Here is a 23,477-nt window from a genome sequence, read left to right as displayed (position 1 = left end):
GTATTTTAGCCACTCTTCAGTGCGCAGGACTATTAAAGCGTCCGGTGAGCGCTTATTATCAGCCACTGATGTTTATCCCTGACGGGAGATTACGATGTTTCAGGGAATTAAACGGCTGGCCGTCATACTCTGTTGCCTGCCACTGCCGGCGTTTGCGGGGTTGTACCATATCAATCCACAGCTCAGTCATCTGGTATTACACTGGCAGATGATTGGCGTCAGGGAATATCATGCGCGGCTGTCTGAGATTCACGGCGATGTCAGATTCGATAAGCAGCAGGATACACAGATTCATCTGCAGGCCAGCCTGCCGATTGCCAGCCTTGATGCCCATAACTCGTTGTTGACCCGTGCGCTGAAAAGCGCGTCGTTTTTTAATCAGTCTGCGTATCCGGACGCTTTCTTCAGCAGCAGCCGGATGGTGGCGCTGGGCAATGGTCGTTACCGGGTATTCGGCAGCCTGCAGATTAAAAATGTGCGCAAGCCACTGGTGCTGTATGCACAGCAGAGTGATATCTCAGCGCAGCGTATCCGGCTGTCGGCGCAGACCACCATTTCACGGCAGTCCTTCGGGATGGGGCAGTATCCGGCGCTGGTCAGCGATCCTATCCGGGTCGATATTGTGTTGTACGCCGACAGCGCACAGTAAGTGGCCGGTCACCTGCACGAGACAGGGTGGGTGACCGGCAGAGAAGACCCGGTTATTGTCCGCGCAGTTTAGGGTCCAGTGCATCCCGCAGGCCGTCCCCCAGCAGGTTAAAGGCCAGCACTGTCAGGAAAATGGCCAGACAGGGGAACAGCGCCACATGGGGGGCCATCACCATATCGGCTCTGGCTTCATTCAGCATGGCACCCCATTCCGGGGTCGGAGGCTGAGCGCCCAGGCCGATAAATGACAGGCTGGCCGCCGAGATTATCGAAATCCCGATACGCATGGTGAAATAGACGACTATCGACGACAGGGTACCCGGCAGAATATGTCGCAGCAGAATATGGCTGTCGGATGCGCCGATGCTGCGGGCCGCCTCGATAAAGGTCTGTCGCTTCAGGACCAGAGTATTCCCCCGCACCAATCGTGCGAAGGCAGGGACACTGAATACCGCTACCGCCAGGATCACGTTCGACATTCCACTGCCCATGATAGCAACGATAGCAATGGCCAGCAGAATGCCGGGAAAGGCAAACAGAACATCACAGATACGCATAATAATGCGGTCAGCCCAGCCTTCGTAGTAACCGGCAATCAGCCCCAGCAGAGTGCCAATCACCGAACCGATAGCCACCGAAAATACTCCGGCCAGCAGTGAAATTCGGGTACCCACCAATACCCGGCTGAAGATGTCGCGCCCCAGCGCATCTACCCCGAACCAGTGCACCAGTGTCGGCCCCTGATCCAGCCGGTCATAATCGAAATAGTTTTCTGCATCATAAGGGCTGATCCACGGGGCGATGATTGCCACAATCAGCAGCAGCAAAATAAACAGGGCTGCACCCATCGCCACCGGCTGTTGTTGAAAACGCTGCCGGAACTCCAGCCACGGGGTACGGGGCTGATGTTCTTTCAGCAGCGGCATCGCTTTCAGGGCCGCTTCACGTCGCCAGTTCTTCATTACTCTTCCTCAGCGGTAGCGGATTGCCGGGTTAATTGCCGCATACAGCAGATCAACCAGCAGATTTATCAGGATAAATTCAAACGAAAACAGCAGCACTTCGGCCTGGATTACCGGGTAGTCACGCATCGAGACCGAGTCGATGAGCAAACGCCCCAGTCCTGGCCAGTTAAACACCACTTCCACCACAATCGACCCACCCAGCAGAAAACCAAACTGCAGGCCCATCATGGTCACGACCGGGATCATGGCATTGCGCAGCCCGTGTTTGAAAATCACACTGAACTCAGAGGCTCCTTTGGCACGCGCGGTACGCATATAATCTTCCCGCATCACCTCGATAAACGAGGAGCGGGTAAATCTTGCCATCACTGCCGCGACGGCAGCCCCGAGGGTCAGCGAGGGTAAGATATAGTGCTGCCAGCTGCCGGCGCCGACCGTCGGCAGCCAGCCGAGCTGAACCGAAAAAATCTGCATCAGCAGCATGCCGAGGGCAAATGCCGGAAAAGAGATCCCCGAGACCGCCAGCAGCATTCCCAGTTTATCCGGCCAGCGGTTACGCCAGACGGCGGACACCACCCCAATCACTAAGCCAAATACGCAGGCCCACAACATGCTGGTAATCGTCAGCAGCAGGGTCGGCATAAAACGCTGGGCAATCTCCTGGCTGACCGGGCGTTTGGAGACCATCGACTGACCGAAATCGCCGTGCAGCAGCTGGACAATATAGCGCCAGAACTGTTCCGGTAACGGCAGATCCAGCCCGAGCTGGTGGCGGACCATCGCGACCACCGTCTCATCGGCATTGGCCCCGGCCTGCAAACGGGCCGGATCGCCCGGCAGCAGGTGGACAAACATAAAGACCAGCACTGCTACAATAATCAGGGTCGGGATCATCCCCAGCAGGCGTTTAATAAAGTAATTAAGCATTCACGATCCTGATGGCTGAGGCTGGCGTTACCGCCAGCCGGGTCGTTTACTTCAGATCCGCATCGTCAAAGTTAAACGAGGTATCCGGCATAATGTAGAAACCGGTTAGATCTTTGTTATTGGCCGAAACCAGTTTTTCCACCACCAGCGGGATCCACGGCTGATCTTTCCAGATACGATCCTGAGCATCTTTGTAGAGCGCGGTTTTTTGCGTGTCGTCGGTGGTTTTCAGCGCATCCGCCAGATCTTTATCTACCTGTGGATTACTGTAGAACGCAGTATTAAAGATAGCCGGTGGCCATGAGGAGGTGGCGAACAGTGGGGTCAGTGCCCAGTCGGCTTCACCGGTAGAGGCAGACCAGCCGGTATAGAACATTCTGACGCCGCTCTCTTTCTGGCCTTTATCTTCGACCTGCGCCGCACGTTGTCCGGCATCCATCGCCGTGACCTGAGCTTTCACACCCACCTGAGCCAGTTGCTGCTGAACAAACTGCAGGACTTTCTGGGCGGTGGTGTAGTTATGTGATGACCAGAGTACGGTCTGGAAACCGTTCGGGTAACCGGCTTCTTTCAGCAACTCACGGGCTTTGGCCGGATCATAGGCCGGTGCCGGGAAGGTCTGAGCATAGGCAATCGCCGGTGGAACGATACCGGTGGCCGGGGTGGCATAACCGGAGAAGGCCACTTTCACCAGGGCCTGACGGTTAATTGCGTAATTCAGCGCTTCACGCACCTTCGGATTATCGAACGGTTTCTGTGTCACGTTGAGGCTGATATAGCGCTGCATGATGGATGGCCAGGTGACCACGTCCAGTTTGCTGTCTTTTTTCAGCAGCGGTGCCTGCTCATACGGAATCGGGAAGGCGACGGTAGCCTCGCCGGTTTGCAGCATCGCAGCGCGGGTATTATTGTCTACCACCGGACGCCAGGTAATCTCATCCAGTTTCGGGTAACCTTTCTTCCAGTAGCCGTCCCATTTTTTCACTTTCATGTCGTCAGTCTGGTTCCAGCTGACAAACTGATAGGGTCCGGTACCGACCGGATGGAATCCGATATCCTTACCGTATTTTTTCAGCGCTGCCGGAGAGATCATCACCGCAGAGGGGTGCGCCAGGTTGTTGATAAAGGCCGAGAACGGCTGCTTCAGTACCACTTTAACCGTCAGTGGATCTACCACATCGGTATGGGCGATATATTTAAACAGGTTATAACGCTTCAGGTGGCTGTCCGGGTTACTCGCGCGGTCGAGGTTCACTTTAACCGCTTCGGCATTAAAGTCGGTGCCGTCCTGAAACTTCACGTTCGGGCGCAGTTTAAAGGTATAAGTCAGGCCGTCTTTACTGACGGTGTAGCTCTCTGCCAGTACATTCTCCAGCTTCATATTTTTATCGAAGCCAAACAGCCCCTGGTAAAATGACTTGGCGACACTCTGCGACAGGGTATCGTTGGCATCGTACGGGTCCATGGTGGTGAAGTTAGATAATACGGCAACCACAATGTCTTTGGCGGCAAAAGCAGGTAAAGAGACGGCACTGCTGCCGACAAGGCCGGCGGCTATCAGCCATTGAGCTGTTTTCTGTTTCATGGTCCTGTTCTCCTGTCGTTATTCTTATGCCAGGCGGGCTAAACCGCGCAGAGGGCAGTGTGTAAAAGTGAAAACTCAGTCACTATGATGGCCGCTTTCGGCCACAAAATGGTGTTCAGAGACCGGAATCATCGTCACCCGTTTCGGTGATTCTCCTTTCCGGTAAATGGCATTTGGCACTTCTTCGGCTCCGGCGCTGTACAGATGGCGCGGAGCATCCGGATCGGCCACCGGCACCGCGGCCATGAGTTTACGGGTGTAGGGATGACGCGGATTTTCAAACACGGCCTGGCGTGGGCCGATTTCGACAATCTGCCCCAGATACATCACCGCCACCCGATGGCTGATGCGTTCCACCACCGCCATATCATGTGAAATAAACAGGAAGGCGATCCCGAACTCCTGTTGCAGATCCATCATCAGGTTAATGATCTTCGCCTGGACCGATACATCCAGCGCCGAGACAGATTCATCGGCGATCACGACTTTCGGGTTGAGTGCCAGCGCCCGGGCAATACAGATGCGCTGACGTTGCCCGCCTGAAAACTCATGCGGATAACGGTTGGCATGCTCCGCCAGCAGACCCACTTTCTCCAGTAGCTCCCCGGCACGCCGGGCCGCATCGGGACGGTTCATCACGTTATGCACCAGCAGCGGTTCCATGATCGAAAAGCCGACCGTCTGGCGGGGATCCAGAGAAGCGTAGGGGTCCTGAAAAATAAACTGAATATCACGGCGCAGGTGCGCCAGCGCCGATCCGGACAAACTATCGATCCGTTGTCCGTTAAAGGTAATCGATCCCCCCTGACTTTCCACCAGTCTCAGCAGGGAACGGCCGGTAGTGGATTTACCGCACCCGGATTCACCCACCAGGGCCAGGGTTTCTCCGGCATAGAGATCAAAACTGACATGTTCCACCGCATGAACCTGACGCTCAACGCGGTTCAGCCAGCCGCCCCGGATATCAAAGCGGGTGACCAAATCGCGTACCTGCAATATCGGGGGAGCATCGCGTTTGACGGTATCCGGCTGACTGGCGGCTTTCACTACCTCACCCGGCAGGGGAAATTTGGCCGGCAGAGGCTGGCCGTGCATGGCTCCAAGGGTGGGTACTGCCGCCAGTAGCGCACGGGTATATTCCTGCTGTGGGGCCTGGAATAGCTGGCGTAGCGGGGCGGTTTCCACCTGTTTTCCCTGATGCATAACGGTAACACGATCAGCCATTTCCGCCACCACGCCCATATCGTGGGTGATAAAAATCACCCCCATATGCATCTCTTTTTGCAGTTCCCGGATCAGGTTCAGGATTTGCGCCTGCACCGTGACATCCAGTGCCGTCGTCGGTTCATCAGCAATCAGCAGCGCGGGGCGGCAACTCAGTGCCATGGCAATCATCACCCGCTGGCGCATGCCACCGGATAACTGGTGGGGATAGCGGGTCATGGTATCGGCCGCTGCCGGAATCCTTACCCGGTCCAGAAGCTCGCGGGCCTCTTTCCATGCCTGACTGGCGCTTTTTCCCTGATGCAGACGCAGTGATTCGGCAATCTGCTCGCCGACCGGAAACACCGGGTTCAGGGAGGTCATCGGTTCCTGAAAGATCATGGCGATATCTGCGCCACGGATCGTTCTTAACTGCTGTTGATCGGCGCTTCCCAGATCAAACAATGATCCGTCACGGCGTCTCAACCAGCGATCACCACTGACCTCGCCCCCGGCCTGCTGGATCAATCCCATTAACGCCAGCGAAGTCACCGACTTTCCGGATCCGGACTCGCCCACCAGTGCCAGAGTTTCACCATGGCTGACAGACAGTGACAACTGTTCCACGGCCTGAAATCGCTGGTTGTCGCGGCGAAAAGAGACCGCCAGGTTCTCTGCCAGCAACACCCGGTCAGGATCATGGAGCATTGTCGTATGGATATCAGTCATGGCAGCTCCTCAGAGTGCGGGCGGATTACGGTAAATAGCGACCTGCGGTGGTTCATCACCCTGAGCCGAGGCGCGGTACATCCCTTCGCTGTTAAACGGCAGGGCAATATGGCCGGTGGCATCGATAGCAATCAGGCCTCCTTCGCCGTTCAGTTCCGCGATGGTTTGCATCAGATGCTCACAGGCACTGTCCAGCGAACGGCCGGCATAATTGATTTGTGCCGAGATGTCATATCCGGCCTGTGCCAGAATAAATACCTCGCCGGTACCGGTGCAGGAAACTGCGACCTGCCTATCAGCATAGCAGCCCGCGCCGGGCAGGGGGGTATCGCCGACACGACCCACCCGTTTATTGGTCAGCCCGCCGGTGGAGGTGGCAGACGCCAGATTGCCGTCAGCGTCCAGTGCCACAGCGCCGACCGTACCAAATTTACTTTTGGGGTCAATAGGATCACCTGAGGCTACCGCAGAAGCGCCGTCGTGATCCCGCAAAATACTGTCGCTCTGCAACGCCTGTTGCAGTTGGGCAAAACGTTCGGGAGTAGAGAAAAAATCGGGGCTGACCTGCTCCAGCCCTTGTTCGGCAGCGAACAGATCGGCGCCCTGACCGGCCAGAATCACATGCGGGCTGTGTTCCAGCACTGCACGGGCAGCCAGTACCGGATTACGCACCCGGCTAACAGCAGCGACCGCTCCGGCCTGCCGGGTACGGCCATCCATCACACAGGCATCCAGTTCATGAGTGGCCTCATGGGTAAACACCGATCCTTTCCCGGCATTGAACAACGGGCACTCTTCCAGCAGCCGGACCGCTTCGGTCACGGCATCCAGAGCACTGCCTCCGGCAGTTAAAATCTGTTGTCCGGCACTGACGATATCCAGCAGGGCCTGACGATAGTATTGTTCTTTTTCTGGGCTGAGTGCGCTGCGGGTAATGGTCCCTGCGCCGCCATGAATGGCTATCGCGGTTTTCAAACGTGGCTGTCCTGTCATAGAGATTATAATAAGTTATAGTTATTTATGATTTTTTATACTTTTTGACTATAAAAACTGCAGCTCAGCTTGTAAAGCCTGCACTGTGTCCGTGCTAATACCCTTTTGTTATGAAAAGTAAAAAAAAACACTAACCAATCCCCCCGGCAAGGGAAACTACGTCGGCGGTGGGGATTATCGTGGCAGATCCGCATCTCTCACCGTGCCCGGGTGGCCGGGCAGTCGGCACAGAATGGCGGGGTTTAACAATTGTCTGGCGCCCTGATCACCGCTTAGCGCCATTAACGCGTCACGATAAATGGCGGTGAATCCGACAGGGTGGCCGGGATGTTGTTGCCAGAAGGGTCTGACCTGAGTCGCTCCGGCGGCTAGTGCCGCCGCGACATGATGATAATCGTCACTGACAATCCAGCCCATATCGCCCGGTACTATCAGCCAGCCTTTCCAGTCCGGGGTAGCTCTGACACCGCAGGCAATGGTCTCTCCGCTGCCCTGACTGTCAGCCAGTGACACCGGCAGGTTAAACCGTGCCGCCAGTTGCTGAACCGCGGTCTGTTGCGGCCGGGTGATTATTCTGACCGGAAATCCGGATACTATGGCCTGTTGCAGCGTCAGGGCCAGCAACGGTGTCGGTTGCTGCCCGGCATCCGGATATTCAGCCAGCAGCTTATCTCCCTGACCGCCAGCCTGATGAAAGCGCCGTCCTTTGCCTGCGGCAAGAATCAGGATGCCATAGCCATGATCTGTCGCTGAATACATTGCGCTGTAACCTCTGAATACGATGAATTCCATCATGGCATATTCTGCCATCGATTGGAGCAGGGTTGTGGGAAATGGGGCAGAGAAGGACCGAAAACAGGGGATAACAGCAGGTTTTTCGCAGGCAGTCAGGGGAAATCCCTACAGCCCGGCCGGAGTCGGGCTGCGGGGAGTATGCTTAGCGGTAAACTATTCCACCGTCCGTCAGAATCGCCTGGCCGGTAATATAATCGGAGTCATTGCTGGCGAGGAAGGAGACCAGTGCGGCCACGTCTTCCGGAGTCTGCGCACGCCCCAGCGCGATACCATCGACATATTTTTTATAGGTCTCACCTACCGGGGTGCCGGTAATCTCAGAGAAACGCTGATCAATTTCCACCCACATATCGGTACCGACAATCCCCGGGCAGTAGGCGTTCACCGTAATTCCGTCGCTGGCATACTCTTTGGCCGCGGCCTGGGTCAGGGCGCGTACTGCAAATTTCGTCGCCGAATAGACCCCCAACAGCGCAAAACCATCATGTCCGGCAATCGATGAGGCGTTGATAATTTTGCCTTTCTGCTTACGCTGCTTAAATTTGGCAGCGGCGGCCTGAATACCCCAGGTGACCCCGCCAATATTAATCCGCAAAATCCGTTCAAGATCTTCCGGCTGCACATCGGCAATCGCTTTGACCTGCGCAATCCCGGCATTATTGATCATGACATCAAAGCCACCGAGTGCCTGTTCCGCGTGATCGATCGCGGCATACACCTGGTCACGCTGGCTGATATCGGCGCTGAATACCGTGGTTTTTACCCCTTTTGCCGCCACTTCCTGCTGAACTGCAGCCAGTTTATCGGCGTTCAGATCGACCAGAGCCAGATTAACCCCTTCTTCTGCCAGACGCAGGGCAATGCCACGACCGATCCCCTGAGCTGCACCTGTGACTAACGCTGTCTTACCTTTCAGTCCACGAGCCATATCGTCCTCTCATTACGAATTAAGATGTGAGTAACATATTAGATCTGCTGATTGATATAAGCTTGATGCGAATCAACCTTTAGACTGTGCAAAAAGAACCGGCCAAAGGAAAGCATTTTTTGTCTGTTTTTTGATCGCCGTTTTTCTTTTTTATTTCATCTGGTTAATCTAAAAATCGCAACAGACTGGCAGGAGAGGCTTGTCTTACCCATTGGCTGGCGTTTTGCGGGGGGATGATTTTGTATTAGCCAGGATTAATGGATTTTGGCTCCGACGGGGGCCGGAGCACAGGGGAAAGAAGCAGGGAGGCCTCGCCCGGGGGGTCAGTCAGTTTTGAGCTGCGGGGTAGCAAAACGGCGGTTTTCCAGCACCGGCACGATCTGCCTGGCGTGACTGAGTCGCTGCGGATCGATATCGGCAAAGACTAATCCCGGGGCTTCTCCGGCACTGGCGACGATTACCCCCAGCGGATCGGCCACCAGACTGTTACCGATATTTTTCGGCCCGCATTCACCCACTGCGACCATATAACAGGTATTTTCCAGGGCGCGGGTGGTGGTCAGCAGCTCCCAGTGCCGTTCTTTCAGTGGGCCACGCAGCCAGGCCGACGGCAACACCAGCACATCGGCCCCGTCGAGCGCCAGGCGGCGTGCCAGTTCCGGGAAACGCACGTCATAACAGATCATCAGCCCGACCTGTAAACCTGCGACTTCCAGCAGTGGTGGCACCTGCTGACCGGCATCTACCCTCGCGGATTCCTGAACCGCAAAAGCATCGTATAAATGCAGTTTCTGGTAGCGCGCGACAATTTCCCCGTGGCGCAAGGCAAACAGGGTATTCACCGCCCGGTTATCGGCGGCAGGTATGTGCTGGGTAAAAATAGTGGTGAGTTGCGTCTTCTGGCTGGCGGCCAGCAGGCTTTGCATAAACGGGCCATCTTCCGGCTGTGCCGCATCGATAACATAACCCGGCTGGCTGTTATCTCTGGCAAGTATCGCTTCCGGCATCACCAGCAAATCAGCCCCTGCGGCTGTGGCCTGCTGCATCAGTGTCTGACAAACTGCGGCATTTTCCTGCCAGTCACGGCTGACGGCAAACTGCCCGAGTGCAACTTTCATAACCCTGTCCTGTATCGCGCGAATTTATTTCATCATAGAGAATTCCGCGTAGCGGGGCTATAGCGGTGGAGCAGGGGGGAGTTAACCCTGCATCCAGTCGGCGATGATTTTTTATACCGGGGCGCACAGATAAAATTATTCCAGCGGGTTTGAAAAAAAGTGAATTGAATGGTTTACGTCATCTACTGAACAGATCAGAAAACTCATCATACTGAAACAGAGACACAGAACAGCAGCAGTAACTCCACACAACCTTGCAGGTTACACTGGCTTCAGGTGAAAATTTATCTGGAGGTCTGCCATTTATTATCTCCACCAGACAGGGGCCGTTAACAAAAGAGACTACGAGTGCAGTTTTTAGTAGTGATGGTATAAACGCCGTATCCCTGGCTTCCCGGTTTTGACCCTTTTTATTTCATATTTTCTAACCTATTGATTTTAAATAGTGTGAATGAGTAGTCCGGAAAAAGGGTATTTTACCCATAGTCATTTAAAATCTATATTTATCAGGGGAATATTATATTAAGCTAACAGTTCACTGCCGCACAGGCAGCTTAGAAAATCACAAACTCTTCACGAAGTACGTCACCACTGTTCACTGCCGCACAGGCAGCTTAGAAATGACTCTGTTGCGACAGTGAATGTGTCAGGGGGTTCACTGCCGCACAGGCAGCTTAGAAAAAGGAAAGTATTGTTAGAAATTTGCCCCCACCGTTCACTGCCGCACAGGCAGCTTAGAAATTGAAAAAATGATTGATTCCGCAGTGGGATATGTTCACTGCCGCACAGGCAGCTTAGAAAGCGTTATGAAAGGTTTTGCGATTATATCAATAGTTCACTGCCGCACAGGCAGCTTAGAAATCATAAACTTTCTTTTCCACCGGAGATAAGAAGTTCACTGCCGCACAGGCAGCTTAGAAACACACCCACGGATTAGCCTGCCAGCTTTCTTTGTTCACTGCCGCACAGGCAGCTTAGAAATGCAGATGCACGCTCAGATGATGTGTACCGGTGTTCACTGCCGCACAGGCAGCTTAGAAACTTTAGATGGGCTACCAGCCTGCTCCCCAAGCGTTCACTGCCGCACAGGCAGCTTAGAAATTTACACGACAAAGGCGCATATAAAAAATAACGTTCACTGCCGCACAGGCAGCTTAGAAAAAAGACGAGCTAATGCTTATGCATTCTGAAGGGTTCACTGCCGCACAGGCAGCTTAGAAAAAAGGGACTATATCGTTTTTCTACAGATACCGGTTCACTGCCGCACAGGCAGCTTAGAAATTGTTGTTTTATCATAAGAAATGGCAGCAAAAGTTCACTGCCGCACAGGCAGCTTAGAAATTCGATAATTCCGCCGTCAGTAATGAACCGGCGTTCACTGCCGCACAGGCAGCTTAGAAACTCAGAGGCGGAGTATGGCACTGTCATTTCTTGTTCACTGCCGCACAGGCAGCTTAGAAATCTCAGGTCGGTGACAGGGTGCTGACTTATCCGTTCACTGCCGCACAGGCAGCTTAGGAAGCTGTATTAATCTCAAAGTCTGACATTTCGCTGTTCACTGCCGCACAGGCAGCTTAGAAAATACCCGGCGCTTATGCTCATACCACTCATGGGTTCACTGCCGCACAGGCAGCTTAGAAAACCGCGCCTAAAAAGGCGTACACAATGAGTAAGTTCACTGCCGCACAGGCAGCTTAGAAATTCATCATCAGGAACACGATACAGACTGCCCGGTTCACTGCCGCACAGGCAGCTTAGAAATGCGCATCGAGCGAATGCTGGCCGCCCGTGGTGTTCACTGCCGCACAGGCAGCTTAGAAATGATCCTGTTTAGGAACGCCCACAGCATCCAGGTTCACTGCCGCACAGGCAGCTTAGAAAACCGAAGCATAACACGATGGTCAGCGCCTTAAGTTCACTGCCGCACAGGCAGCTTAGAAAGTGGCAACAGTGGAAGGACTCGAACCTTCAAAGTTCACTGCCGTACAGGCAGCATAAAGCACTGGCTGGTTTGGCCTGAATTCAGGCCATAAGCTGTTGCAAGGGAAGTTCAGAAAAAATGGATTGAGGTATTATTTCAATCTCAGTACAGGATATCTGGAATTGATTATTCACCCCTGTCATTGATAGATAGCAGCAGACCAGGGCTGTTTTATACCGACCTCCTAAAATATCCGCCGTAGCGGGTCAGGGGGGGAGTTATCACGTTAACACCGAATTCAGCCAGTTGTCGTGCCAGTTCTGCCGGTAATGGACGGTCTGTAATCAGTGTTTCAAAGGCTTCGATACCCGCGATCCGCGCCGGCAGCACCTTGCCAAATTTGCTGCTGTCCATCACCAGCACTTTACGGCGGGCACGCTGTAATGCACGGTGTTTCATCGGTAATTCGTTAACATTGAAGCAGGTCACCCCCTGTTGCTCATCCAGCCCGGCCGCAGAGATAAACGCCAGTGTCGGGCAAAAATCTTCCAGCATCTGGTGCAGGCCGACCGGGGTGAAAATCGCATTATCAGGATGAAATTCACCGCCACTCAGGATAACGCGACAGGTCGGTTTTTCCTGCAGGGCCAGGAAGGTATTCATGGATGCACAAAGCGCGGTGAACGGCAGCGCAGCATTAATTGCAGAAACGATTCGCGCGGTGGTGGTGCCGCAGTCAAAAAAAACCGTATCGTCTTTTCCTACCAGCGAGGCGGCCAGCAGTGCAATCTGCTGTTTTTGTTCTGTGTGCTGATTTTGCTGGTCAGAAATAAAATAACGTTCAGGTTCCTGGCGGGTCGCGCTGACAATATAACCGCCCAGCAACAACAGCAGTTGCGGATAATGACTGAGATCACGGCGAATCGTCATCCCCGAAACCCCGAGCAATTCTGCTGCCTGATTCAGATGAATACGTTCCGAAACTCTGAGTTCCTGCAGCAGGATTTGTATGCGTTCTTCGCGTTTTGTTTCCATAACTCTGTCTGTCCTGATGAGCGGAGGTACTGTTCACCCAAAATATCCTCCGGGATTATGCGCAGGTAATTCGAACCAGTACAAATACTAAGTCAACCAGACTGAGAATTGATAGATATCCATTGCTGATATTGTCTCTATTCCGGCTATTGTGGTTTCAATATATTAGAGTATTTTATGTAATTACGATGGCTTGCCTGGTTTCCATTTCTGAAATCGCCTGGTTTAAGGGAGTATCGATGGCTGATTCGTTAACACCTTCAGAACTCAAGACTATTTTGCATTCGAAACGCGCAAATCTTTATTATCTGCAATACTGCCGGGTATTAGTGAATGGGGGGCGGGTTGAATATGTCACCGATGAAGGTAAAGAATCGCTTTACTGGAATATCCCTATTGCTAATACCACTGCGGTATTACTGGGAACGGGAACCTCCATCACTCAGGCAGCGATGCGCGAATTTGCCAGAGCAGGCGTACTGGTGGGATTTTGTGGCGGCGGCGGAACCCCCTTATATGCCGCCAACGATGTAGAAGTTAATGTTTCGTGGCTGACCTCTCAAAGTGAGTACCGGCCGACAGAATACCTGCAATATTGGGTGAGCTTTTGGTTTGACGAACAATTGCGGCTGGCTGCTGCAGTGGCACTTCAGCGCAGCCGAATCAGACAGATTGAAAAGCACTGGTTGGGTAACGGAGTGCATAATGAAGATGCCTTTACTCCGGAAAAAAAACAGTTACAGCAATTGTTATCCAACTATCAGCAGAATTTATCCACCAGCAGAAATACCACTGAGTTATTGGCTCAGGAAGCTGTTATGACCAAAGCGCTTTATAAATTAGCGGCGAATACCGTGAATTATGGCGAATTTGTTCGGGCGAAGCGCGGTAGCGGTATCGATATAGCTAACCGGTTTCTGGATCATGGGAATTATCTGGCTTACGGGCTGGCTGGAGTGGCTTGCTGGGTCATTGGCCTACCCCATGGTCTGGCAGTTATGCATGGCAAGACACGTCGCGGCGGGTTGGTATTTGATGTGGCAGATATCATTAAAGACGCTCTGATACTGCCGCTGGCGTTTGTGGCTGCAATGGAAGGTGATGATGAACAGGAATTTCGTCAGCGTTGCCTCAATGCCTTCCAGAAGGCACAGGTGCTGGATGTCATGATCGATACTTTGCAATCTACGGCGCAGCAATTACATCAGGCGGACAAATGAATATCATGCTGGTGGCGCAGTGTAATAAACGCGCTCTGCCGGAAACCCGGCGTATTCTGGATCAGTTCGCGGAAAGGCGAGGGGAACGGACCTGGCAAACGGCAATTACCCTTGAAGGATTAAACACTTTAAGAAAACTATTACGAAAAACAGCGCGACGAAATACGGCAGTGGCCTGCCACTGGATTAAAGGGGCAAATCAAACCGAACTGTTATGGATTATAGGCAACCAACGGCAGTTTAACCGCCAGGGGGCAGTACCCACTAACCGCACAGCGCGGGATATTGTTAAAAGCAGTAGTGAAAATCAGTGGCACAGCGCGGAGAGTATCAGTCTGCTTGCTGCAATTGCGGGGCTTTTTCATGACTTCGGTAAGGCAAACAGTTTATTTCAACGTGGCTTAACGGGGCTTCACAAAGGAACTCAGCCTTACCGTCATGAATGGGTGTCTTTACGATTATTTCAGTCATGGGTTAATGGCCGACAGGATAAAGAATGGCTAACGGCACTGGCTAACATAAGCGCTGAGGATGAAGCCGCGATGTTAAGTCAGTTGGTCAGGGATTCATTAACCTCTCAGAATCTTCCTTTTGCCGGCCTCCCACCGCTGGCGACTACCGTTGGATGGTTAATTGTTTCCCATCACCGGTTACCGGCCTGGCAGGGAGCCGATGATAATCAGCCTGATTTACAGAGTATTGATGGCTGGCTTAACCATTCGCTCGATGCCGGCTGGAACGCCGCTAATCATTGGCGGCCTGATCAAACTGCTGCTGAATTTCAGGCAGTCTGGACTTTTCCTGCCGGAACACCGATGCGCAGTGCATTATGGTGCGCTAAAGCCAGGAAGTTCGGACAACGCGCCCTGAAGCTACCATCACTTTTGCACCATGGCATGTTGTCAGACGGCTTTACCAGTCATCTGTCACGGTTGGTATTAATGCTGGCTGACCATCACTATTCATCGATGCCTGCCACCACCGGCTGGCAGGACAGGCATTATCCGGTATATGCCAATACCGATAAAAAAACATCACAGCTTAAACAGCAACTGGATGAGCATAATATCGGGGTAGGCCAGAATGCGTTATTACTGGGGCGGAGCTTACCTTATATTCGCCAGACTTTACCGGCCATTACCCGGCATAAGGGTTTTAAGCAGCGTAGCGGAGATGAAAAATATCTCTGGCAGAATAAAGCCTTTGATTTGACCAGTGCATTACGAGAGCGCAGTCAGCAGCAGGGTTTTTTTGGGGTTAATATGGCGTCCACCGGATGCGGAAAAACCTTTGCCAATGCCAGAATTATGTATGCGCTGGCAGATGAACAGCAGGGCTGCCGTTTTACTGTTGCACTGGGATTACGGACACTGACATTACAAACTGGTGATGCTCTGCGGAATAAACTTTGTCTGCAGGAGGACGATCTGGGGGTACTGATTGGTTCTGATGCGGTGACGCAATTGCATCAAAAAAATCAGGAAATGCAGCGAAAAAGCCAGCCACAGGACTCTGGCAGTGCTTCTTCAGAAGCACTGTTTTCTGAACATCATTATGTCAGTTATCAGGGGAGTCTTGATGACGGGCGGTTAAGTCACTGGCTAAAAAACAGCACGGTGATGAATAAGTTACTGAGTGCCCCGATACTGGTCTGCACTCTTGATCACCTGATTAATGCTACCGAGGGCGTACGCGGTGGTAAACAAATTGCGCCTATGCTACGCCTGCTGACGGCAGATTTAGTACTGGATGAGCCGGATGAATTTGGTGATAAAGATTTACCGGCATTATGTCGTCTGGTTTACCAGGCCGGTATGCTGGGAAGTCGGGTACTGTTGTCGTCAGCAACGTTGCCTCCGGGGCTGGTTCAGTCCTTATTCAATGCCTATCGTCATGGTCGCGAGCAGTTTCAACAAGCCTGTGGCCAGCCGGGACAGCCAGTAAATATATGCTGTGCCTGGTATGATGAATATCGGGTACAGCAGGCAGACCTCTCTGACGGTAAAAGTTTTTCTGTTCAGCATCAGGCATTTGTGGAACAGCGTATTGTCCGGTTGCGGGCGTCCCCTGTTTTTCGTCGGGCAGAACTGATTCCATTACCGCAACACGGCAATCGCTTACCCGAGGTGGCAGAAACTACTGCCGCTGTGCTGTTGCGGGAAATGCAGCAACTGCATAATCAGCATCATCAACAAAACCTTCAGGGTATCAAAATCTCCTTCGGGCTGGTCCGCATTGCTAATATTGAGCCTCTGGTGGCGATAGCCCGCCGGTTGATCAGTTCCTCTCCGGCCGCTGATTTCCGTATTCATTATTGTGTTTATCATAGCCAACACCCTCTGGCGGTACGTTCGCATATTGAACAACGTCTCGACTCGCTGTTGACCCGCTACGATCCACAGGCCATCTGGCAGGCCCCGGAAGTCCGCCAGTCGCTAAATAATTTCCCTGAGAAAAATCAGTTGTTTGTGGTGATTGCTACTGCGGTGGCGGAAGTAGGCCGCGATCACGACTACGACTGGGCGATTGCCGAGCCCAGTTCTGTGCGCTCGTTGATCCAACTGGCGGGCAGGGTTCGGCGGCACCGGCCGCATGTGTGTGAATCAGCCAATGTCCTGATTTTAGAAAAAAATGTTAAAGCGATGAGGGGAAATGAGATTGCCTATTGTCGGCCTGGCTTTGAATCTAAAGATATACGACTGAATAGTCATCATTTACATGACATCCTGAAATCCGAACAATATCAGATAATAAATGCAATTCCCGCAATACAGGAACGCAAACCGCTGGATCCTTGTAATAACCTCGCCGACCTGCAGCACGCAGCGTTGCGGCTTATATTACAAGGCAGGAAGGACCGCCATGACTACTATGCTGCACTGTGGTGGAAAACCAGCACTACCTGGAGTGCAGAGCATCAGCGGAGAACGCCGTTTCGTCAGTCGGCACCGGAACAGCGCTATTGGCTGGTGATTGATGAAGAAGGTGAGACACCACAATTTTGTCTGCCGGATACCGAACAGGGTGGCTGGAAAGTTCAGGGGCAGTTTATTCCCTGTTCGCTGAAACTGGCTGACCGGGTAAGTTGCTGGCCGCAGAATGACTATCAGGACGTTTATCTGGGGCTGTCGGAGGATTTAGATATGCCGCTCTCTGAGGTCAGCCTGAAATTTGGTGAAGTGAGCCTCAGTGAGAAAGAAGCAGGTGTATGGAATTATCACCCACTACTGGGAATATTCGGCGCACCCGAATGAGTGCACCACTACCTGTACGGCAGTAAATTATAATCACTACTGATTATTTCTAAGCTACCTGTGGCGGCAGTCACACCATCATAGAGAATTACTACTGTAATAAACAGTTTTTCCTTATCTGGTTATATTACAATTACAACTGATTAGGTTCGTTTTCCTTGTTGCAGTAATTATTAGGTGATAATATCGCCACATTATACGGCTGTCTGGATATTGTAATGAAACGAAACACTACGGATAAAGTTGGTAAAATCATATATTTAATCGCATTATGTTTGATTGTTTTAAAACCATTGGTTCTTCAGGGTAATGATTTTCTCGTAAAAGACCATGGATCAGTTTCTTTGTTTACTATCGTCTTATAGAGAAAATCCCCGGGGCTGGTTTCCCTGGAACATCTTCAACGAGGAGTAGTTTATGGCATCAGAGGATCTAACCAGTCTTATCATCTCCTTTGTCGGGAATCGCCGTCAGCCGAAACTGGAAGCCTTTGATAAAGACGCTGAGAAAAAACTGGCTGCCGTTAGTGATGCAACTGAAAAGGCTGCCCTGCAACAGGATATAGCATTGGGGCGCCAGGCGTTGCAGGCACGCTATGAAGTACGGCAATGGTTAACCGATGCCGCCAGTCGGGCAGGGCAGATTAAACTGGTCACCCATGCATTAAAGTTTACCCATTCTGATGCCCGCGGTAGCAGCTTGTTTAGTAGCTCTGATCCAGACCTGCCACACCGTTATCTCTCCACTGCAGCTCTCTGTAATCCGGCCATTGATGCGGTAGGTAATGCAGCGGCACTGGATGTGGCCAGATTACTTCAAACGGAATATCAGGGTGAAACCCTCATTGCACAGATTAATCGCGGTGAGTATTCTGCTCTCGCAGCACTGGCAGAGGATGAACAACAGCTCACTTTGTGGGTTGATGGCTTTAAACAGGTTGTCATTGATAACTCGCCGGCATCACATACCCTGGCGAAACAGCTCTATTTTCCGGTCGCAGAACATCAATATCATCTGCTCAGTCCGTTATTTTCTTCGGCTTTGGCGCAGGCTTTACATCAGAGACTGGTTGATGCCCGTTTCAGTGATTCCGCTAAAGAAATCGCCGCTGCATTCAGAAAAGGAAATTATCACCCTTTGCCGCGGGTGAGTTTTCCGGACATCGCGATTCAGAAAGTGGGAGGTACTAAACCACAGAATATCTCTTATCTTAATAGTGTACGTGGTGGCAGTGTCTGGTTACTCAACTGCGCCCCGCCTAACTGGCTGAAACGTCAGCTTCCCCCGCTGAATATCCGTTCGATTTTTGAACGCTACAGCCAGTTTAGTGGGGTGGCGCGTCCGGTGATCCGCCGCTTACAGGGGTATTTGCTGAAAGTCAGGGATAAAACCAGTACGCGAGAAGTACGGCAGCAGAGACTCGAATATACCGATGAAATTATCGATATTTTATTTGGCTATGTGGCGGGTATTCAGAATGCGGATTATCCGCCCGGCTGGAGTGCGGACGCACAATGTCGTTTACCCCGTCCACAGCAACTCTGGCTGGATCGCGGCCGTGCTGAAGAGGATGCTGAATTCCGGCAGAATCGGGAACAGGATGACTGGAAACAGCAGATCGGGCTGGAATTTGCTGTCTGGCTGAATCATCAGTTGGAGCATAAGAACCTGACATTCGGGGTGACAGAGCAACGCGAATGGAAGGCATTATTCAGACGCCGTTTACGGGAATTTGAAGATGAAGACACGGAGGTTCAGCCATGAGCTCGTTGATTATTTTGCGTCATCTCTCAGTCGAAAACGCTAATGCTATTGCCGGATTGACCTATGGTTTCCCGGCGATCACCCATTTTATGGGGTTTACCCATGCCTTATCACGAAAATTACAGATCTCTCATGGCCTTAAGTTAGAGAAATGTGGGGTGATTTGTCATCAGCAACAATTGCAGGCCTATTCTTCCGGGTACGACAATGTATTCGCGCTGACCCGTAATCCGTTAACTAAAGAAGGTAACACCGCTGCATTTAATGAAGAAGGGCGGATGCATCTTACGGTGTCACTGCTCATTGAATGTGAAGGGTTGATTAGTCACGGGCAGGCCGGTATCCAGGCGCTGGAAAATGAATTGATGAACTTGTGTCTGAGTCAGCGTTTAGCCGGAGGAATGATCACCGGTATCCGGCAGGTGCAGGTTGTTTCCTGGCCGACAACATCGCGCGAGACGCGGCGGGTGATGCGCCGGTTATTACCCGGGTTTGCACTGCTGGACCGCTCTGAGCTGTTAGAGGCCCACTATCAGACGTTAAAAAATACCAACCCGCAGACCGAAATGATGGATGCATGGCTGGATTTTTATGTACTTAAGCAGCATTCAACCGGACAGGGGGAGGAAGGGGATGTGCCATGGGAATATCAGGCTAAACCTGCCAGTGGTTATCTTGTGCCACTAATGTGCGGTTACCGCGCAATTTCGCCACTTTATCCGCCAGGACATGTCAGCCGCAGCAGAGATACCGGGACACCTTTTCGTTTTAGTGAGGCGGTGTATGGTGTTGGTGAATGGCGCAGCCCGCACCGGATTACCGATATTGAAACACTATTATGGCAGTACCAGCACAGGGATGATTTTTATCTTTGTTGCGGCAGCCAGCCGGTTTCTCCCGAACATTTCGAATTTAATGATGAAGATTAACTTACAGGAATAAGCTCATGGCAAATTTAAAAACAGCTTCTGTTCTGGCTTTCGAACGTAAATTAGCGAACTCTGATGCGATTATGTCTGCCGGTAACTGGGGGGAGCAGGAGTGGTTACCCGTCACGGTTCGTGAAAAGGCGGTACGCGGGACTATCTCGAACAGGCAAAAAAATGCTATCGCCAGCGATCCGGCAAAACTCGATAATGAAATCCAGAAAGCTAATTTGCAGCGTGTGGATGTTGCTGCGTTACCGTTTGATAAAGACAGTTTAAAAATCAGTTTCACCCTGAGGGTCACCGGTAATTTATCTGAGCCGTCTGTTTGTAATGATCAGGATTATCAGGCCGCTCTGGCTGGGGTTATCACAGACTATATTGATGAACATGGCTTCACCGAACTGGCTTCCCGTTATGCCGAAAACCTTGCTAACGGGCGTTTTTTATGGCGTAACCGGATTGGTGCTTCAGCATTAAAAGTCACGGTGACCGCAGGGCAGGACAGTTTTGAATTTAATGGTACAGACTATAATCTGCGTGAATTTAGCCAGCCTTCAGGCCGACTGGCAGATTTAGCTGCTGTCATTGCCCGGGCACTGTCAGGTAACAGCTTTGCCTTATTGCAGGTTGAGGCGATTGCCTGCCTGGGAAATGGCCAGGAAGTATTTCCGTCTCAGGAACTGGTGCTCGACAACAACAGTAAAAAAAGCAAAATTCTTTATCAGGTTGATGGCGTTGCGGCGTTGCATTCACAAAAAATCGGCAACGCATTACGCACTGTGGATAGCTGGTACCCGCAACAGTCAGAATCTGAGCTGGGGCCGATTGCCGTAGAACCCTTTGGGGCTGTCACCAGCCGTGGGAAAGCCTATCGTCAGCCAAAACAGAAAATGGATTTCTACAGCTTACTGGATAACTGGGTGATTAAAGGCAAAAAACCAGAGACGGAACAACAACACTATGTGATGGCGGTTTTAATCCGTGGTGGTGTGTTTGGTGAAAAGAGCGAATAGGGAGTGGCAATGGACCATTATCTGGATATTCGAATTCTGCCAGATCCGGAATTTAGTACCAGCGTACTGACAGACGCTCTGTTTGCAAAATTGCATCGTGCATTGACACAGGCCGGTGACGGGAAAATTGGAATCAGTTTCCCGCTGGCAGGGAAAACCCCCGGAGAATTACTGCGCTTACATGGTACCTTACCGGCACTTTCTCAGTTGGAACAACTGACCTGGAGAAAAGGGTTAAGCGACTACACTTCAGTCAGTGATATTCAGGCGGTTCCTCCGGTGACAAAGTACAGAACAGTGCAGCGGGTGCAGGTAAAGAGTAGTCGTGAAAGATTACTCCGCCGTTCGGTAAAAAAAGGCTGGATAACCGAAGAAGAAGCCAGGATCAAGCTGGCTGACGTCACAGAGAAGCGCAGCCAGTTGCCATTTATCCGGGTCAACAGTCTTTCCAGCGGACAAACATTTTTATTATTTATCCACCAGGGACCATTAACTAATTCACCGGTTGACGGCGTTTTTAGCGCCTACGGGCTAAGTGCAGAAGCCACCATCCCCTGGTTTTAACCCTCTTTTTTTAATAAATTCTAACCTGTTGATTTTACAGGTTAGGATTTTATTGTAATAAAAAAGGGTATTTTCCCGAATCTGAACAATTATCTCTGAATATCAACGCATTGCTGTATTATGCTAACGGTTCACTGCCGCACAGGCAGCTTAGAAATGATACACAAAGACAGCCTGCCTCAGATTAAGGTTCACTGCCGCACAGGCAGCTTAGAAATTGCGGAACTGGATAACGATGACAGCTTACTGGTTCACTGCCGCACAGGCAGCTTAGAAACGGTCCGCCATATTTCAGCGCCAGCAAACAGAGGTTCACTGCCGCACAGGCAGCTTAGAAATGATCGGGGTGAAGTGTTTGAGGATTCGGGTTGTTCACTGCCGCACAGGCAGCTTAGAAAAGTTACGTGCCTTACGGGCTTCATTCAGGGTAGTTCACTGCCGCACAGGCAGCTTAGAAACACCGCGAGTGTTTCCCGATCTGCTCCTTCAGGTTCACTGCCGCACAGGCAGCTTAGAAAACAGAAAATATTTCCTGCCACTCAGCTAATGTGTTCACTGCCGCACAGGCAGCTTAGAAATACAGCGGAATGTAACGGTAAGGCGCCAGGAGGTTCACTGCCGCACAGGCAGCTTAGAAAGTGGAACGGATGCTCGAAACCACCGATGCGACGTTCACTGCCGCACAGGCAGCTTAGAAATCCTGGCTCGTATAAAAAGGTATAATTGATGAGGTTCACTGCCGCACAGGCAGCTTAGAAATCATCAGTCGGTACGATGATTGACGATTCAGTGTTCACTGCCGCACAGGCAGCTTAGAAATGCTGAACTTGAACCAGAGACCTGGCGATGAGTTTAACTGCCGTACAGGCAGCAATCCGCTGGCATCAGGAAAAAACTCTGATGCCAGCTTTTCTGTCGTTTAATTGTTTACATTGGTTATTGTAATTGCAGTCACTGCCGGTATTTCAGGTCTCTTCGTCTTCAGCTTTTTTATAGGGAAATTTAATATGGCCGTAACGGACAATCAGCACTGCCACACCCAGTAACACGATAGCTAACGCATACCAGACAATCTCCTGCGGACGGATATCGCTGGGTTCGGTCATCAGATGACGGGCAATACCGACCATCGCGATATACAGCGGCATACGTACCGGTAACTGGCCCATTTTCCAGTAGGTTTCGGTCATGGAAATAAATTCCAGATACATAAACAGTAGCAGGATATCGCTGACCGTAATATGTCTGTCCATCACCATACTGACTACATGGCTAAGTGAGGCAAAGATGGTCGACAGCAGGATAATCACTAAGCCGCCTTTTTCGACCAACGAATGGATACTTCCGGGGAACTTCATCTTCAATCTCCGCAATGATAACTGGCGTTGATAGCGCCACAGCGGACTGATTTTATAAAAAATTTTTCCGTCAGGGGAAAAATTACTGCTACCAGCTATTGCTAAGCAGCTTGTCAGCGGCACTGACTCACTGCCCGTGACGACAGCAGCCTTCGGCTAAAACAGCAATGATTGCTGTAAAAAACAGCAACTAAAACCCGAATGCTGGATAAGCGGTCACAGATACCTTATAATCCCCGCCACTCAAAGGCCCCTTAGCTCAGTGGTTAGAGCAGGCGACTCATAATCGCTTGGTCCCCCGTTCAAACCGGGGAGGGGCCACCAGAATTCACCTGTTAAATCAGGGCATTAAGCCACTCTTCGGAGTGGCTTTTTTGTTGGCTGAATATCCGTTGGCGGTGGTTTCCGCTTCGGTCTGGCCCTGCGGCACACGCACGACAACGGTAACGGGTTTCAACTGATCCGCGATGGCGTCCAATGAACGGGCCAGCGTACCGGATTCCCCGGGTAATCTCCCCATTTTTAACG

The 23,477-nt window shown here is 51.7% G+C and carries 17 protein-coding genes, 1 tRNA gene, 1 pseudogene and 2 CRISPR repeat arrays; of the genes and pseudogenes, 8 read left to right on the top strand and 11 right to left on the bottom strand.

What is annotated here, in order from left to right; genetic code table 11:
* Positions 1–94 precede the first annotated feature (94 nt).
* Positions 95–649: a YceI family protein gene (locus B3Z23_RS03285; RefSeq protein ID WP_294901522.1), complete on the top strand. Its 555-nt coding sequence runs from the start codon at positions 95–97 to the stop codon at positions 647–649.
* 52 nt (positions 650–701) lie between these two features.
* Here B3Z23_RS03285 and gsiD read toward each other — a convergent pair whose 3' ends face one another.
* The 9 genes from gsiD to deoR form a co-directional block, all read right to left on the bottom strand.
* Positions 702–1,610 (bottom strand): glutathione ABC transporter permease GsiD, encoded by a 909-nt coding sequence (gsiD, locus tag B3Z23_RS03280; protein WP_294901520.1) that lies wholly within the window; start codon positions 1,608–1,610, stop codon positions 702–704.
* Positions 1,611–1,619: 9 nt separating this feature from the next.
* Positions 1,620–2,540 carry a glutathione ABC transporter permease GsiC gene (gene gsiC / locus B3Z23_RS03275; protein WP_294901518.1) on the bottom strand — a complete coding sequence of 307 codons (921 nt, stop codon included), beginning with the start codon at positions 2,538–2,540 and terminating at the stop codon, positions 1,620–1,622.
* Positions 2,541–2,586: 46 nt separating this feature from the next.
* Positions 2,587–4,125 carry a glutathione ABC transporter substrate-binding protein GsiB gene (gene gsiB / locus B3Z23_RS03270; RefSeq protein WP_294901516.1) on the bottom strand — a complete coding sequence of 513 codons (1,539 nt, stop codon included), beginning with the start codon at positions 4,123–4,125 and terminating at the stop codon, positions 2,587–2,589.
* Between the two features lie 75 nt (positions 4,126–4,200).
* Positions 4,201–6,057: a dipeptide ABC transporter ATP-binding protein gene (locus B3Z23_RS03265; protein ID WP_294901514.1), complete on the bottom strand. Its 1,857-nt coding sequence runs from the start codon at positions 6,055–6,057 to the stop codon at positions 4,201–4,203.
* Positions 6,058–6,066: 9 nt separating this feature from the next.
* Positions 6,067–7,032 carry an isoaspartyl peptidase/L-asparaginase family protein gene (locus tag B3Z23_RS03260; protein WP_294901511.1) on the bottom strand — a complete coding sequence of 322 codons (966 nt, stop codon included), beginning with the start codon at positions 7,030–7,032 and terminating at the stop codon, positions 6,067–6,069.
* A 192-nt stretch (positions 7,033–7,224) separates the two neighbouring features.
* Positions 7,225–7,845: a nucleotidyltransferase family protein gene (locus B3Z23_RS03255; protein WP_294901509.1), complete on the bottom strand. Its 621-nt coding sequence runs from the start codon at positions 7,843–7,845 to the stop codon at positions 7,225–7,227.
* A 142-nt stretch (positions 7,846–7,987) separates the two neighbouring features.
* Positions 7,988–8,773 carry an acetoin reductase gene (locus B3Z23_RS03250; protein WP_294901507.1) on the bottom strand — a complete coding sequence of 262 codons (786 nt, stop codon included), beginning with the start codon at positions 8,771–8,773 and terminating at the stop codon, positions 7,988–7,990.
* Positions 8,774–9,096: 323 nt separating this feature from the next.
* On the bottom strand, positions 9,097–9,891 hold the full coding sequence (locus tag B3Z23_RS03245; RefSeq protein ID WP_294901505.1) for a deaminated glutathione amidase: 795 nt from the start codon (positions 9,889–9,891) through the stop codon (positions 9,097–9,099).
* 533 nt (positions 9,892–10,424) lie between these two features.
* A CRISPR array of direct repeats spans positions 10,425–11,892; the repeat unit is 28 nt; unit sequence GTTCACTGCCGCACAGGCAGCTTAGAAA.
* Between the two features lie 151 nt (positions 11,893–12,043).
* On the bottom strand, positions 12,044–12,847 hold the full coding sequence (gene deoR, locus B3Z23_RS03240; RefSeq protein WP_294901503.1) for a DNA-binding transcriptional repressor DeoR: 804 nt from the start codon (positions 12,845–12,847) through the stop codon (positions 12,044–12,046).
* A 239-nt stretch (positions 12,848–13,086) separates the two neighbouring features.
* On the opposite strand from deoR, the gene cas1f reads away from it, so the two are divergent.
* The 6 genes from cas1f (at position 13,087) to cas6f (ending at position 21,591) form a co-directional block, all read left to right on the top strand.
* Entirely contained in the window at positions 13,087–14,067 is a 981-nt protein-coding gene (gene cas1f / locus B3Z23_RS03235) for a type I-F CRISPR-associated endonuclease Cas1f (RefSeq protein ID WP_294901501.1), read from the top strand.
* Entirely contained in the window at positions 14,064–17,321 is a 3,258-nt protein-coding gene (gene cas3f / locus B3Z23_RS03230; RefSeq protein ID WP_294901499.1) for a type I-F CRISPR-associated helicase Cas3f, read from the top strand. The genes cas1f and cas3f overlap by 4 nt, the downstream gene beginning before the upstream one ends.
* Positions 17,322–17,738: 417 nt before the next feature.
* Positions 17,739–19,085: a type I-F CRISPR-associated protein Csy1 gene (csy1, locus tag B3Z23_RS03225; RefSeq protein ID WP_294901497.1), complete on the top strand. Its 1,347-nt coding sequence runs from the start codon at positions 17,739–17,741 to the stop codon at positions 19,083–19,085.
* Positions 19,082–20,014, top strand: coding sequence for a type I-F CRISPR-associated protein Csy2 (gene csy2 / locus B3Z23_RS03220; protein WP_294901495.1), 933 nt, complete (start codon positions 19,082–19,084; stop codon positions 20,012–20,014). The genes csy1 and csy2 overlap by 4 nt, the downstream gene beginning before the upstream one ends.
* A gap of 17 nt (positions 20,015–20,031) precedes the next feature.
* Complete coding sequence (gene csy3, locus B3Z23_RS03215) at positions 20,032–21,027, top strand: type I-F CRISPR-associated protein Csy3 (protein WP_294901493.1); 996 nt, start codon at positions 20,032–20,034, stop codon at positions 21,025–21,027.
* 9 nt (positions 21,028–21,036) lie between these two features.
* Positions 21,037–21,591: a type I-F CRISPR-associated endoribonuclease Cas6/Csy4 gene (gene cas6f / locus B3Z23_RS03210; protein ID WP_294901491.1), complete on the top strand. Its 555-nt coding sequence runs from the start codon at positions 21,037–21,039 to the stop codon at positions 21,589–21,591.
* 129 nt (positions 21,592–21,720) lie between these two features.
* Positions 21,721–22,410: a CRISPR direct-repeat array (repeat unit 28 nt; unit sequence GTTCACTGCCGCACAGGCAGCTTAGAAA).
* A gap of 146 nt (positions 22,411–22,556) precedes the next feature.
* Here the strand turns inward: cas6f and B3Z23_RS03205 are convergent.
* A complete protein-coding gene (locus tag B3Z23_RS03205) occupies positions 22,557–22,949 on the bottom strand; it encodes a phosphate-starvation-inducible protein PsiE (protein ID WP_038019233.1) in 393 nt (130 codons plus the stop codon).
* A gap of 248 nt (positions 22,950–23,197) precedes the next feature.
* Here B3Z23_RS03205 and B3Z23_RS03200 point away from each other — a divergent pair.
* A tRNA-Ile gene (locus tag B3Z23_RS03200) sits at positions 23,198–23,273 on the top strand.
* A 25-nt stretch (positions 23,274–23,298) separates the two neighbouring features.
* On the opposite strand, the pseudogene B3Z23_RS03195 reads toward B3Z23_RS03200, so the two are convergent.
* A pseudogene (locus tag B3Z23_RS03195) lies at positions 23,299–23,477 on the bottom strand (hypothetical protein); the annotation flags it as partial.

It is taken from the genome of Tatumella sp. UBA2305, assembly GCF_002345795.1.
GTDB lineage: Bacteria > Pseudomonadota > Gammaproteobacteria > Enterobacterales > Enterobacteriaceae > Tatumella > Tatumella morbirosei.
Note: the sequence above shows the minus strand (reverse complement) of the source record. Positions and strands in the feature narration are given on the sequence as shown.

Bases quoted from the DNA above. Each gene is read 5' to 3' on its own strand.
- B3Z23_RS03285 (WP_294901522.1), top strand. From the start codon at position 95: ATGTTTCAGGGAATTAAACGGCTGGCCGTCATACTCTGTTGCCTGCCA.
- gsiD (WP_294901520.1), bottom strand. From the start codon at position 1,610: ATGAAGAACTGGCGACGTGAAGCGGCCCTGAAAGCGATGCCGCTGCTG.
- gsiC (WP_294901518.1), bottom strand. From the start codon at position 2,540: ATGCTTAATTACTTTATTAAACGCCTGCTGGGGATGATCCCGACCCTG.
- gsiB (WP_294901516.1), bottom strand. From the start codon at position 4,125: ATGAAACAGAAAACAGCTCAATGGCTGATAGCCGCCGGCCTTGTCGGC.
- B3Z23_RS03265 (WP_294901514.1), bottom strand. From the start codon at position 6,057: ATGACTGATATCCATACGACAATGCTCCATGATCCTGACCGGGTGTTG.
- B3Z23_RS03255 (WP_294901509.1), bottom strand. From the start codon at position 7,845: ATGATGGAATTCATCGTATTCAGAGGTTACAGCGCAATGTATTCAGCG.
- B3Z23_RS03250 (WP_294901507.1), bottom strand. From the start codon at position 8,773: ATGGCTCGTGGACTGAAAGGTAAGACAGCGTTAGTCACAGGTGCAGCT.
- B3Z23_RS03245 (WP_294901505.1), bottom strand. From the start codon at position 9,891: ATGAAAGTTGCACTCGGGCAGTTTGCCGTCAGCCGTGACTGGCAGGAA.
- deoR (WP_294901503.1), bottom strand. From the start codon at position 12,847: ATGGAAACAAAACGCGAAGAACGCATACAAATCCTGCTGCAGGAACTC.
- cas1f (WP_294901501.1), top strand. From the start codon at position 13,087: ATGGCTGATTCGTTAACACCTTCAGAACTCAAGACTATTTTGCATTCG.
- cas3f (WP_294901499.1), top strand. From the start codon at position 14,064: ATGAATATCATGCTGGTGGCGCAGTGTAATAAACGCGCTCTGCCGGAA.
- csy1 (WP_294901497.1), top strand. From the start codon at position 17,739: ATGGCATCAGAGGATCTAACCAGTCTTATCATCTCCTTTGTCGGGAAT.
- csy2 (WP_294901495.1), top strand. From the start codon at position 19,082: ATGAGCTCGTTGATTATTTTGCGTCATCTCTCAGTCGAAAACGCTAAT.
- csy3 (WP_294901493.1), top strand. From the start codon at position 20,032: ATGGCAAATTTAAAAACAGCTTCTGTTCTGGCTTTCGAACGTAAATTA.
- cas6f (WP_294901491.1), top strand. From the start codon at position 21,037: ATGGACCATTATCTGGATATTCGAATTCTGCCAGATCCGGAATTTAGT.
- B3Z23_RS03205 (WP_038019233.1), bottom strand. From the start codon at position 22,949: ATGAAGTTCCCCGGAAGTATCCATTCGTTGGTCGAAAAAGGCGGCTTA.